This is a genomic window from Azorhizobium sp. AG788 (assembly GCF_943371865.1).
GTDB lineage: Bacteria > Pseudomonadota > Alphaproteobacteria > Rhizobiales > Xanthobacteraceae > Azorhizobium.
Genome location: NZ_CALRWL010000002.1, coordinates 104,260 through 117,466, shown reverse-complemented (window position 1 = coordinate 117,466; position 13,207 = coordinate 104,260). Strand labels below are relative to the sequence as shown.

The following is a 13,207-nucleotide window of genomic DNA, read 5'->3' as shown; positions in this document are numbered from 1 at the left end:
CTCAGGCGTTCCTCCCGCCACCCTCGAGACGAACCGGAGCCGTTCTCGCCACGGCCGGACTGCTGACCAGCCCTTCGGTCAGAAGACCCCCGGAGATGTCCCGAGCGCGATCAGCGAGCGAGCGTCCGATACGGGGGGCGACGACATCCGCGATGTCCTGGCGCCGTGACAGTCCCGCAGCGCGACTGAAATCATCGCGCGCCTGCTCGAGCCATAAGGAGAAAGCCTTTTCCAACTCTGGCTTCTGGTTCCACTTCTCGGCGAAGTTCTCGAGCGGCTCGGCCGGGTTCGGAATCCGGAACTCTCCATTCCGATGTCCAATGTACGTCCGCATGCCGGTCAGGACCGACACCAGCGCTGCGCCGATGGTTGGCTCACCCTGGTAGGCGTGAGCGGCGAGTGTAGTGATGATCACGGAGATGGGGCGAATATCCCGATGATCCGCGAACATCTGGTCGCGATGTCGCTTCAGGATCATGATCGCCGACTGAAGCGGTGTCCTATTCGGTTGCGCAGCGGGCATCGACTCAACCTCGCCCCTGATCCGCATCTGACTGTCGCCCATCCACGTCGCGACGGGCTCCGCCCGATCATAGAACCACGCCGCGTAGCCCTTAGGATTTGACCGCGGCCAATCCAACGTGCGGACCCAGTACGTCGGCAGTCGGCGGTCGGTGATGGCGATTGCGGTCTTCGCCCAAGGATTTGCGATGCCCAGCCCCTTGAGCATCTGCTCGTATTCGTTGCCGTTCGGCACCGCCGGCACGATGTCCATGTGGAATTGGGCACCGTCAGCATATTCGAGGATCCAGCAGCGATTTCCCTCGTCGACGCCGTTCTCCATCGAATGAGCTTCGGCGTAACTCGCGATCTCCACGCCGAGCATCCGCTTGAGCTCGAATTGCGTCAGGTTGGACTTGGACAGGTTCCGCATCACGCAGGCGGAATCGACGTCGTAGTGTTCCGCCGCGTCCCATGGCTTTATCGCGGTACCGAGCCGGAATGATCCTTGGACGTAAATCTGCGGATCGTATTGGCGCACGGTCGATGCAGTCCGGAGAAGCCATTCTCCCAGTGACTCGTACCGCTCCTTGGCCTGCCTGTAGCGTCCATGAGGAAGCGCCAGCGTGTCCGCGAGGGCCTTCAGATATCTTTCGGCTTCGGACGTGATGGGCTGAAGCATCATATTCATTCAGCAGACCTCCGTACGCTTAAGAGGCACAGGGCGCGCTGATTTGGCGCTCATGCCTGATTTGTCCGAATTCAAACCTGCGGACTTGGTTTGTTCCTCTAAGATTTTCCGGGCAGCCGAAAAGCCGCCCGGAGAGATTTCATTCCATCGAGGATCTGTAGCGGCTGCGCTGCCGCGGCCTCCGCCCGTTTCCATCCCATCGACTAGAGATCATGCTGATCGATGGGCTAGTTCAAACCTTCTGGCTCCGCTTCGGCACTCTCCCAGTCACATTGAGGCGTATGTCGTGCGAACTTGGTCCAACCTCGGAGCCACTTCAGCTTCTGACCATCGAGCCAACCTTTGGCTGCCATTGCGCCAAACTAAAGCGCAAAATGCTCAACCTTTGGGTGGCACGACATGACACTGAGAGCAAATACCTCAGCTGCAGCCCGTCGTTCCACCGCAGGTGTCGCACTTCAGGCAGGTGCCGTTGCGGACCATGGTGAAGTTCATGCACTCGGGGCAGGCCTCGCCTTCGTAGCCTTTGGCGCGGGCTTCGGCGCGGCGATCCTGGGTGCGCGCCGCCGGCCCCCAGGGGAGTGTCTTCTCCATCAGGCTCTCAACCGCCGCTTCCAGCTCAGATACCTCTTCCACAGCCTGAACTTCGGGCTCGGACTTCAGGGCCGTGGCGCCGTCGGTGCGGGCACGCAGCACGGTCACGTTGTCGGAGGCCGGGCGCGGCTCGGTGACGACCTGCGGCATCATCAGGCTGACGTTCTTGCCGCGGACCAGCCCCTTCGACACCACCCGCGAGGCAGCGGACGGTGCCTTGCCCTCGTCAACGCCCTTGCCGAGCGCATCAAAGCCGGTCTCGGACAGGTCCACATGACCGAGATCGTTGCGGCCGAGATAGGACACCGCCAGCTCGCGGAACACATAGTCCAGGATCGAGGTGGCGTACTTGATGGTATCGTTGCCCTGCACCGGGCCAGCAGGCTCGAAGCGGGTGAAGGTGAAGGCGTCCACATACTCTTCCAGCGGCACGCCATACTGGAGGCCCAGCGAAATGGCGATGGCGAAGTTGTTCAGAAGTGAGCGAAGCGCCGCGCCTTCCTTGTGCATGTCGATGAAGATCTCGCCGAGACGCCCATCATCATATTCACCGGTGCGCAGATAGAGCTTGTGGCCACCGACCACCGCTTTCTGGGTATAGCCCTTGCGGCGATCCGGCATCTTGTCGCGCTCGTGGATGCGGTGCTCGACGATGCGCTCGATCACCCGTTCCACGATCTTCTCGGTCACCGCCGCGGTGCGGGCGGCGTTGGGCTGGGCCACCAGGGTCTCCAGCGCTTCGTCCTCGTCCTCGTCATCGGCCACCAATTGGGCGTTCAGAGGCTGCGACAGCTTGGAGCCGTCGCGATAGAGCGCGTTGGCCTTCAGCGCGAGGCGCCAGGACAGCAGATAGGCTGCGTTGCAGTCCTCCACCGTGGCGTCATTGGGCATGTTGATGGTCTTGGAGATCGCCCCGGAGATGAACGGCTGGGCGGCCGCCATCATGCGGATGTGGCTGTCCACCGAGAGCGAGCGCTTGCCGATGCGCCCGCAGGGCGAGGCGCAGTCGAACACCGGCAGATGCTCGGCCTTCAGGAAGGGCGCGCCCTCCAGGGTCATGGCACCGCAGATATGGACATTGGCCAGATCGATGTCCGACCGGGAGAAGCCGAGATGGCTGAGCAGGTCGAACTTGGGGTCGGCGAGCTGGGCGGGGGTGACGCCCAGCTTCTTCACCAGGAATTCCTCACCGAAGGTCCAGCGGTTGAAGGCGAACTTGATGTCGAAGGCGCTCTTCACCGCCGCTTCCGCCTTGGCGATGGCGGCGTCGTCGAAGCCCTTGGCCCGCAGCGTGCCATGGTTGATGGACGGCGCCTGCGCCAGGGAGCCGTGGCCCACCGCATAGGCCTCGATCTCGGCCAGTTGGGCTTCGCTATAGCCGAGGGTACGCAGGGCTTCCGGCACCGCGCGGTTGATGATCTTGAAGTAGCCGCCACCGGCCAGCTTCTTGAACTTCACCAGCGCGAAGTCGGGCTCGATGCCGGTGGTGTCGCAATCCATCACCAGGCCGATGGTGCCGGTGGGCGCGATCACGCTGACCTGGGCGTTGCGGTAGCCGTGGATCTCGCCCATGGCCAGCGCCTTGTCCCAGGCTGCCTTGGCGTGCTCGATCAGGCGCTGATCCTTGCACGAGGCATGGTCCAGGGGCACCGGGGCAATGGACAGGCCCTCATAGCCCGCGGCAATGCCATGGGCGGCGCGCTGGTGGTTGCGGATCACCCGCAGCATGGACTGGGCATTGGCGCCATAGGCCGGGAACGGGCCCAGTTCCTTCGCCATCTCGGCGGAGGTGGCGTAGCACACGCCGGTCATGATGGCGGAGACGGCGCCGGCGATGGCGCGGCCCTCGTCGGAATCATAGGGAATGCCGGCGGTCATGAGCAGGCCGCCGATATTGGCGTAGCCCAGGCCCAGGGTGCGGTATTCGAACGAGAGTTCGGCGATACGGCGCGAGGGGAACTGCGCCATCAGCACAGAGATTTCCAGCACCATGGTCCATAGCCGGACCGCATGCTCATAGCTCTCCACATCGAAGCGCTTCTCGGCGTCGCGGAACTGCAGCAGGTTCAGCGAGGCCAGATTGCAGGCGGTGTCGTCCAGGAACATATATTCCGAGCACGGATTGGAGGCTCGGATGTCGCCGCCGGCCGGGCAGGTGTGCCAGTCGTTGATGGTGGTGTGGAACTGGATGCCGGGATCGGCGCAATGCCAGGCGGCCGAGCCGATCTGCTCCCACAATTCGCGGGCCTTGATGGTCTTGTGGACCTTGCCGTCGGTGCGCCGGATGAGATCCCAGTCGGCGTCCGCTTCCACGGCGCGCAGGAAGTCGTCGGTCACCCGCACCGAATTGTTGGAATTCTGGCCAGCCACCGTGATGTAGGCCTCGCCATCCCAATCGGTATCGTAGATCGGCACGTCGATTTCGGTGAAGCCCTGGCGGGCGAACTGGATGATGCGGCGGATGGCGGAATCGGCCACCTGCGCCTTGCGGGCGGCCTTGATCTCGCGCTTCAGCGCCGGGTTCTTCTCCGGATCGTAGCAGGCGTCCCCGGTGCCTTCGCAATTCACGCAGGCCTTGAGCACGGCCTTGAGGTGCTTGGCATTGATGCGCGAGCCGGTGACGAGGGAGGCGACCTTCTGCTCCTCGATCACCTTCCAGTTCACATAAGCTTCGATATCGGGATGGTCCGCGTCCACCACCACCATCTTGGCGGCGCGGCGGGTGGTGCCGCCGGACTTGATGGCACCCGCGGCGCGGTCGCCGATCTTCAGGAAGCTCATGAGGCCGGACGAACGACCGCCGCCGGAGAGCTTCTCGCCTTCGCCGCGCAGCGAGGAGAAGTTGGAGCCGGTGCCGGAGCCGTACTTGAACAGGCGCGCCTCACGCACCCACAGATCCATGATGCCGCCATCGCCCACCAGATCGTCGGAGACGGACTGGATGAAGCAGGCGTGCGGCTGCGGGTGCTCATAGGCCGAGGTGGAGGCAGTCAGTTCGCCGGTCTTGTGGTCCACATAGAAGTGGCCCTGCCCCGGCCCGTCGATGCCATAGGCCCAGTGCAGGCCGGTGTTGAACCACTGCGGGGAATTGGGCGCCACCATCTGCATGGCGAGCATGTAGCGGTGCTCGTCGAAGAAGGCCTGGGCATCGGCTTCGGTATCGAAGTAGCCGCCCTTCCAGCCCCAATAGGTCCAGGTGCCGGCCAGCCGGTCAAACACCTGCTTGGCGGAGATTTCGCCGATCACCCGCTCTTTCTCCGGCACGCCGGCCAGAGCGTCCGTATCGGCCACGCTGCGCCACAGGAAGGAGGGAACAGAATTCTCCTCCACCTTCTTCAGGCGCGCGGGCACGCCGGCGCGGCGAAAATACTTCTGGGCCAGGATGTCGCTGGCCACCTGCGAGAACTGCGCCGGGACCTCGATACCCTCCTGACGGAACACCACCGAGCCGTCCGGATTGCGGATCTCGCTGACCGTGTCGCGGAACGGGATGTCCGCATACGGCGAACGACCCTCGATGGTATAGCGGCGTTCAACGCGCATGACCGAATGCTCCCTTAAGCGCAGGGCCCCGAGCCGGGGCATGATAGGTGGTCAACGGGCAGGCCGCGATACAAACGCGTCGGTGCGGCGGGGCGCGCCGTCCTGAAACCGGACTGCTGTGTTTGAGACAGCCGCAGAACAACCCTGAGCCTGTGGCCCGAGCCGTTTCCGCTGCTTGTGAGACTGACGCTAGTGCGAGTCTGACACTGCCGTCAAACACAGATTTGGGGGCTTCGAGTTCGTTGCGCCTACTAAATATAGTGCGGCGCCCCTGTTAATAAAGTCCTAACAGCCCTTCACCGCCAGCCCTTTGCGGTCGATTTCGGGCTGTGGATAGCGCTCCTGCCGGACCGGGAAACCGCAGGGCGCTTATGCACGTCATCCACAAGCCGGCGAAGTTTCCGGAATCCGCATGGACAACCGCTGCGCCGTGCGGGTTGGGGCAGAGAATCGCTGCTGCAGCCGTCAAAAGTGGCTGAAACTGCCACGCTCCAGATGCAGGGGCACGCCACCGGGGCCCACTATATCTAGTCCCCCCTCCGCGCGTGTCTCGCCGATGACCGCCACCGGCACGCCGGCCGCCGCCGCAGAGGCCATGAAGGCCGCCAGCTTGGCCGAAGGCACTGTGGCCGCGATTTCATAATCGTCGCCGCCGCTGAGCGCAGTGGCCAGCAAGGCCGGTTCCAGCGCAATCGCCGCCCGTGCGGCGTCGGAGAGCGGCACCTGCGCGGCATAGAGCGTTCCGCCGCAGCCGGAGGCGGACAGCATCTTGGTGATGTCGCCCACCAGACCGTCCGATACATCCATCGCCGCAGCCGCATGTGCCCGCAGGGTGTCGGCCAAGGCGAGACGCGGCTGGGGGTGCAGGTAGCGGTCCGCCAGATGCGCCTGGGCCTCCCGGGTGAGGGGGGCGAAGCCAACCCGCGTGGGGTCTAGCCGCCATTGCAGGCCCAGCGCCGCATCCCCGATGGTGCCGGAGACCACGATGGCCTGGCCGGGCGCAGCGCCGGTGCGGGGCACGAACTGGCCGCTAGGCACCGTTCCCAGCACGGTGATGGAGATGCTGATGGGGCCAGGCGTGCTGACGGTGTCTCCACCGAGGATTGGGCAGCCGTGCAGAGCCGCATCAGCGCCAAGGCCGGCGGCGAAGGCTTCCAGCCACGCCGCGTCCATGGGGCGGGTCAGCGCCAGCGCCAGCAGCGCGCCCAAAGGCCTCGCGCCCTTGGCGGCGAGATCGGAGAGGTTCACGCGCAGCGCCTTGCGCGCCACCGAGGCGGGCGGATCGTCGGCGAAGAAATGCACACCGGCCACCAAGGCATCCTTGGTGAGCACCAGATCGCAGCCCGGTGGCGGTGTCAGGATCGCGGCATCATCGAACAGGCCGCGGGCGGCCGGGCTGGTGGCGATGGGCCGGAAGAAACGGGCGATGATGTCGTCTTCGCCGCTTCCCGCCGTCATCTCACACCACACCCCATCTCAGGACGGACCGATCACGCACCTTTGGCGAATTCGCTCGCACGCAGATCGCGCGCCAGGGAATCCAGCACCGCATTGACCATGCCGGTCTCATCGCGATCCAGGAAGGCCCCGGCCACGTTCACATATTCCGCAATCACCACACGGGCGGGCACGTCCGGCTTGGACATGAGCTCATAGGCCCCGGCCCGCAGCACCGCACGCAGCACCACTTCCACCCGACGCAACGGCCAGCCGGCGGTCAGCGCCTCGTCTACCAGGGGATCGATGGTGCGCTGCTCGGCCAGCACGCCCTGCACCACGGTGCGGAACAAAGTCATGTCCGCATCGGGGTACTGGTCGCCCTCGATTTCCTGTCCAAGCCAATGGCTTTCGAATTCAGCCAGGATCTCGTTCACCGGAGTGGCGGCCACGTCCATCTGATAGAGCGCCTGCACGGCGCCGAGGCGCGCGGCGGCCTTGCGCATGGGCTTGGAGGCCGGCGTGGCGGTGGGGACGGGCTCGCTCATGCCCAGACCCGGCGCTTGAGGCGCAGCAGGTTCAGCGCCGCCTCGGCCGCGCCACCGCCCTTGTTGCCTTCGCTGACCCGGGCGCGCTCCCACGCCTGCGCTTCGGTGTCCACCGTGAGGATGCCGTTGCCCAAAGGCATGGAATGGGTCAGACCCAGATCCATCAGCGCGCGGGCGGATTCACCGGCCACGATCTCGAAATGGTAGGTCTCGCCGCGGATGACGCAGCCCAGCGCCACCACCGCCTCAATGGGCTTGTCGGAATCAGCGGCCGCTTCCAGGGCGATTTCGGCGGCGATCGCCACTTCCAGTGCGCCCGGCACGGTGATCACCTCGACCACGGCGCCAGCCGCTTCCAGAACGGCGCGGGCGCCGGCCAGGAGCTCGTCCGCCAGCGCCTCGTAATAGCGCCCTTCGACGATCAGCACGCGGGCACCCTTCACGGGCGTCCCGGTGCGCGCCCGTTCATTGCGCGTGCTTACCATGACTTCATCTCCACATTCGCCGCGAGGCGTACTAGCCCGGCTCGAACTGTGCAAGCCGCGCGGCATATCGGGCCATCAGATCCACCTCGAGATTGACCTGTGACTCCTTGCCGATCGCGCCCCAGCTGGTCACCGCCAGGGTGTGGGGAATGAGCAGGCAGGAAAAGCGATTGCCCTTCACGGTGTTGACCGTCAACGACGTGCCGTCGAGGCAAACCGAGCCCTTGGCAGCGATGAAGCGCGCCAAAGCGTCCGGCACCTCGAAGGTGAAACGGCTGGTTTCCTCGAAATCCTCCCGTCCCACCACCTCGGCAATGCCGTCCACATGGCCCGTGACGATGTGCCCGCCCAATTCCCCGCCGATGGCCAGCGCCCGCTCCAGATTGATCCGGTCACCCGCGCGCCAATCGGACACTGTGGTGATGGCCAGGGTCTCGGGCGCCGCATCCACCTGGAACACGGCGCGCCTGGGGCCGCCCTTTTTCACCTGCGTCACCGTCAGGCACACGCCATTGCAGGCGATGGAGGCGCCGATCTCGATGGATTTCGCCTTGTAGTCGGAGGCGATGGAAAGGGTGCGCACCTCGTGATGCGCCTTGATATCGACGATCTCGCCGAGGTCGGTGACAATGCCTGTGAACATATGTGTCGTCCGTGCGGGACATCCCGCCCTGGTGTGGATCTTGACTGCCCTTGCCTGCCCGACCTTGGCTCAACGGCGAGAACGGAGGTTCAGCAGATTTGATCAGAGTGTTCACATTTCAAGCGGTCAATCACCAGGGATTGTGATCCGGCTCGACAAATTCGCGGCCGACACGCCTATGCCGGTCAGTGGCGCCACAGGCGCGTCAACCGGTCTCGACCGAGAGACGCACGCTCCACCACCGCGAACCCCACCGGCTCCAGCAGTCGGGACAGCGGGCGCCCAGGCAAGGCGGGAATGCCGCTCTCGCCCACGGTATCGGGCGATTGCAGCACCGTCACCTCGTCCACCAGCCCGGCCTCCAAGAAGGCCGCGGCCACATGCGGCCCACCCTCGACCATCAGCCGGGTGACGCCCAGCAGCCCCAGCAACTTGGTCACCGCAGCCAGATCGAGCCCGCCCGCGGCAGTTCGCGGCGCCCGCAGCACCTCCACGCCCAGATCCACAAGGGCCTTCTCGCGGTCAGCGGGGGCGTCTTCCGCGCAGATCACCCACACCGGGACCTGCGCCGCGGTGCGGACCAGGGTGGAGGTCACCGCCAGCCGCAGGTCGCTGTCCAGCACCACCCGCAGCGGCGAGCGGTCTTCCAGCCCCGGCACGCGGCTGGTGAGGCGGGGATCGTCCGCCAGCACGGTGCCGATGCCCACCAGGATGGCATCCGCCTGTGCCCGCATGGCGTGGACGCGCGCGCGGGCCTCTTCGCCGGTGATGGCCCGCGGCTGCGGCCCGACCAAGCCGACCTTGCCATCGGCGGAGATCGCCATCTTCAGCATCACGTGGGGGCGACCGCGGGTGACGCGGCGGATGTGGCCGGCATGATCCTCAAGGGCCCGCTCGGCGCCGACGCCCACGGTCACCCACAGGCCGGCGGCGCGCATGCGGGCCACGCCCCTGCCTCGCACCCGCGGATCAGGATCCTCAATGGCGGCCACCACCCGCGTGATGCCGGCGGCGATCACCGCATCGGCGCATGGCGGGGTGCGGCCGTAATGGGAACAGGGCTCGAGGGTCACATAGAGCGTCGCCCCACGCGCCGCGTCGCCGGCTTGGGCGAGGGCCAGTGGCTCCGCATGGGGACGTCCGGCCGGCGCGGTGCCGGCGCGGCCGAGGATCTGGGGACCACTGGAGGTCTGGCGCACCACCACCGCCCCCACTGAGGGGTTGGGCCAAGTGCGGCCGAGGCCCAGTTGGCCGACCGCCAGCGCCTCGCCCATCAGGGCCTCGTCCTCTTCGGGCGAACTGACGCTGGGGGCGCCCGGAGCAGAGTTCATGACAGGAGGCTCATCACAGAAGGCTCAGCGCCAGGGTCTCAGGAAAAATCGCAAGGGCAGCCAAGGGCAAAAGCCGCGAGGCAGATTTCGCCCCTCACTCGGTCTTGCCCGGCACATCGCCCTTCAGCTTGGCCAGCGCTTCCGCCTTGCCCTCGCCATCAAGGGACAACTCCCCCAGCAGGCTCTCGAAATCCTTGGCCTCGCGGAAATTGCGATAGACCGACGCGAACCGCACATAGGCGACATCATCGATCTGCTTCAGCCCTTCCATGACCATTTCGCCAACGGTCTCGGACTGGATCTCGGTATCGCCCAGGCTTTCCAGCTGACGCACCAGACCGGACAACATGCGCTCCACGCGCTCGGTCTCCACCGGCCGCTTGCGCAGGGCGATCTCAACCGAACGGGCCAGCTTGTCGCGATCGAACGGCACCCGGCGCCCGGAGCGCTTCACCACCATCAGCTCGCGCAATTGCACCCGCTCGAAGGTGGTGAACCGTCCGCCGCAGTCCGGGCAGACCCGGCGGCGGCGGATGGCGGTGTTGTCCTCGGTGGGCCGGCTGTCCTTCACCTGGGTATCCAGGCTGCCGCAATAGGGGCACCGCATGCTTGAAACGCCCCTTCCCGTCTGGGATCAGTTGTAGATCGGGAAACGGTCCAGCAGGCTCTTCACCTTGCCGCGCACCGCCTCTTCCACCAGCGTGTCTTCCGAGACGCCCTTCTGCGAGAGAACGTCCAGCACCTCGGCGATCATATCGCCAATGAGCTGGAATTCCGCCACGCCAAATCCGCGGGTGGTGCCCGCCGGGGTACCGAGGCGCACGCCTGAGGTGATGGCCGGCTTCTCGGGATCGAACGGAATGCCGTTCTTGTTGCAGGTGATGTGGGCCCGACCCAGCGCCGTCTCCGACACCTTGCCGTTCAGCCGCTTGGGCCGCAGATCCACCAGCATCAGATGGGTGTCGGTACCGTCCGAGACGATATCGAAGCCATGGCTGCGCAGGTTCTCCGCCAAAGCGCGGGCGTTCTCCACCACGTTCTTGGCATAGACCTTGAACTCCGGCCGCAGCGCCTCGCCGAAGGCCACCGCCTTGGCGGCGATCACATGCATCAGCGGGCCGCCCTGGATGCCGGGGAAGATGGCGGAGTTGAACTTCTTCGCCAGATCCTCGTCATTGGTCAGGATCATGCCGCCGCGCGGGCCGCGCAGGGTCTTGTGGGTGGTGGTGGTGGCCACATGGGCGTGCGGGAACGGGCTCGGATGGGCGCCACCGGCCACGAGGCCGGCGAAATGGGCCATGTCCACCATCAGCTTGGCACCGACGCTATCGGCAATCTGGCGCATGCGGGCGAAATCGATCAGGCGCGGATAAGCGGAGCCGCCGGCCACGATGACCTTCGGCTTGTGCTGGTCCGCCAGTTGGGCGACCGCGTCATAATCGATGCGCTGGTCGTCCTCGCGCACGCCGTACGGCACGGCATTGAACCACTTGCCGGACATGTTCACCGGCGAACCGTGGGTCAGATGACCGCCGGCCGCGAGGTTGAGGCCGAGGAAGGTGTCACCCGGCTGCATGAGCGAGAAGAAGACAGCCTGGTTGGCCTGGCTGCCGGAGTTGGGTTGCACATTGGCAAAACCGCAGCCGAACAGCTTCTTGGCGCGCTCGATGGCCAGCGTCTCGGCCACGTCCACGAACTGGCAGCCGCCATAGTAGCGCTTGCCCGGATAGCCCTCGGCATATTTGTTGGTGAGCACCGAGCCCTGCGCTTCCAGAACGGCGCGCGAGACGATGTTCTCGGAGGCGATCAGCTCGATCTCCTCGCGCTGGCGGCCCAGTTCCGCCTGCACAACGGCGGCGATCTCAGGATCGGCCTCGGCGAGAGAGGCGGAGAAGAAGCGGTTCATCTCCGACGAGGCGGCGGAGGCGCTGTTCGCAGCGAGCGATGCCATGAGTATTCTCCGAAACATTCGGTGCGACGGCCACGCGGCGACGGCGGCCAGCAGGAGCGCTCGCTTATCATAGCGTGCCGCCCAAGTCCAAAGCCGCCCACCGCGCGGCAGCCCTGCGCCGCGCGGTGACCTCAGCGGACGTTGAAATCCACCGGCACGGTGAAGGTGACGGTGGCACCCGCCACTTCCGGGGGCGGGGCCGGGAAAGGCGAGGCGCGGCGCACCATTTCCAGCGTCTCGCCATCCAGAGCCGCATGGCCGGAGGTGCCGGCAAGGCTCGCGGCGACGACCCGCCCGCTGCGGTCGATGGTAAAGCGCAGGCGCGACACCCCTTCTTCCCTGCGGGCCCGCGATTCTGCCGGATATTTCTTGTTCCGGTTCAGATGCGCCACGATCATGCTGCGCCAGGTGGCCGGTGCCGCTGATTGCGAGGATGTGGCCCCGGAACTGGGGGCGGCAAGGGCATTGGCGGTGGGTGCATCGGATTTAGGTGCCGCGCTGGTCACGGGCGCGGCGGGCCTGCGGCTCGCCTTCTTTTCCGGCTTCTTCTCGTCGGGCTTCTTCTTTTCGGGCGGAGGCGGCTCCTGCACCACCGGGCGCGGCGTCGGCAGCACGGCCTCCGCAACCGGAGGCGGCGGCGGCAGGTCTGGCATCTTTTCCAGCGGCTGCTCCACCACTTCAGGGGTCGGCGGCGGCACGGACTCTTCCAGCGTATCCGGCGCATCGGGCACCGGATCGGGCGCCTGAACCATCTGCGGCCCCGGCGCGACATCCTCGCTCACGGACGGCGGCGCCACCGGCAGGGGTGCCAGATCGATCATCACCGCAGCGGCCTGCGGCTCACTCATCACCTCGTTGTGCGGCCAATGCAGGCCGGCATAGACGGCGGCACCATGCACCGAGAGAATCAGCACACCGGCCAACAGCCACCGCCCGGCGGCATCGCGCAGGCGGTGGTCGTGGGGATCGTGCCAATGGGCCGCAGTCACCGAACGGCTCCCGGCGCCGCCGCGCCTGCCGGTGCCGGTGCCGGTGGCGCAGCCGCAGCCGCAGCCGCCCCGCTGTCGGGCGCCTCCAGGCCCACGAGGCCGATCTTCAGATAGCCGGCATTGCGCAGCAGGTTCATCACCTCCATCACGTCGCCATAGGGTACCGCGCGGTCCGCCCGCACGAACACCCGCTGCGCCTTGTCGCCCTGGGTCACGCTGTCGAGCGCCGGCCCCAACGCCTCGCGCGCCACCACATCATTGCCCACGGAGAGCGCCAGATCGTTCTGCACGGTGACGAACAGCGGCTTCTCGGGCCGCGGCTGCGGCTGGGCATTGGCGGTGGGCAGGTCCACCTGCACGTCCACCGTGGCCAGCGGCGCGGCCACCATGAAGATGATCAGCAGCACCAGAATCACGTCGATGAACGGCGTGACATTGATCTCGTGATTTTCGACGAGATCGTCCCCGCCGAGATCGAGCTTGGCAGACATGCG

General features: G+C 66.0%; 11 protein-coding genes. All 11 read right to left on the bottom strand.

The window, feature by feature from the left end; all coding sequences use genetic code 11:
• Position 1: 1 nt before the first annotated feature.
• The 11 genes from AAG816_RS01930 to exbD all read right to left on the bottom strand — a co-directional run bounded on the left by AAG816_RS01930 (position 2) and on the right by exbD (position 13,204).
• A complete protein-coding gene (locus tag AAG816_RS01930; RefSeq protein WP_341987658.1) occupies positions 2-1,192 on the bottom strand; it encodes a nucleotidyltransferase in 1,191 nt (396 codons plus the stop codon).
• 420 nt (positions 1,193-1,612) lie between these two features.
• Positions 1,613-5,329, bottom strand: a complete 3,717-nt coding sequence (locus tag AAG816_RS01925; RefSeq protein WP_341987656.1) for a vitamin B12-dependent ribonucleotide reductase — start codon at positions 5,327-5,329, stop codon at positions 1,613-1,615.
• A gap of 465 nt (positions 5,330-5,794) precedes the next feature.
• Positions 5,795-6,787, bottom strand: coding sequence for a thiamine-phosphate kinase (thiL, locus tag AAG816_RS01920; RefSeq protein ID WP_341987654.1), 993 nt, complete (start codon positions 6,785-6,787; stop codon positions 5,795-5,797).
• 32 nt (positions 6,788-6,819) lie between these two features.
• Positions 6,820-7,314, bottom strand: a complete 495-nt coding sequence (nusB, locus tag AAG816_RS01915; protein WP_341987652.1) for a transcription antitermination factor NusB — start codon at positions 7,312-7,314, stop codon at positions 6,820-6,822.
• Positions 7,311-7,799, bottom strand: a complete 489-nt coding sequence (ribH, locus tag AAG816_RS01910) for a 6,7-dimethyl-8-ribityllumazine synthase (RefSeq protein ID WP_341987651.1) — start codon at positions 7,797-7,799, stop codon at positions 7,311-7,313. Before ribH ends, nusB begins: the two co-directional genes overlap by 4 nt.
• Before the next feature lie 31 nt (positions 7,800-7,830).
• Positions 7,831-8,442: a riboflavin synthase gene (locus tag AAG816_RS01905; RefSeq protein WP_341987649.1), complete on the bottom strand. Its 612-nt coding sequence runs from the start codon at positions 8,440-8,442 to the stop codon at positions 7,831-7,833.
• A 185-nt stretch (positions 8,443-8,627) separates the two neighbouring features.
• A complete protein-coding gene (gene ribD / locus AAG816_RS01900; RefSeq protein ID WP_341987648.1) occupies positions 8,628-9,773 on the bottom strand; it encodes a bifunctional diaminohydroxyphosphoribosylaminopyrimidine deaminase/5-amino-6-(5-phosphoribosylamino)uracil reductase RibD in 1,146 nt (381 codons plus the stop codon).
• A gap of 94 nt (positions 9,774-9,867) precedes the next feature.
• Positions 9,868-10,380: a transcriptional regulator NrdR gene (nrdR, locus tag AAG816_RS01895; RefSeq protein ID WP_341987647.1), complete on the bottom strand. Its 513-nt coding sequence runs from the start codon at positions 10,378-10,380 to the stop codon at positions 9,868-9,870.
• A 27-nt stretch (positions 10,381-10,407) separates the two neighbouring features.
• Positions 10,408-11,724: a serine hydroxymethyltransferase gene (gene glyA, locus AAG816_RS01890; protein WP_341987646.1), complete on the bottom strand. Its 1,317-nt coding sequence runs from the start codon at positions 11,722-11,724 to the stop codon at positions 10,408-10,410.
• 131 nt (positions 11,725-11,855) lie between these two features.
• Positions 11,856-12,713, bottom strand: coding sequence for an energy transducer TonB (locus AAG816_RS01885; RefSeq protein WP_341987645.1), 858 nt, complete (start codon positions 12,711-12,713; stop codon positions 11,856-11,858).
• Complete coding sequence (gene exbD, locus AAG816_RS01880) at positions 12,710-13,204, bottom strand: TonB system transport protein ExbD (RefSeq protein WP_341987644.1); 495 nt, start codon at positions 13,202-13,204, stop codon at positions 12,710-12,712. Before exbD ends, AAG816_RS01885 begins: the two co-directional genes overlap by 4 nt.
• Positions 13,205-13,207: the final 3 nt, after the last annotated feature.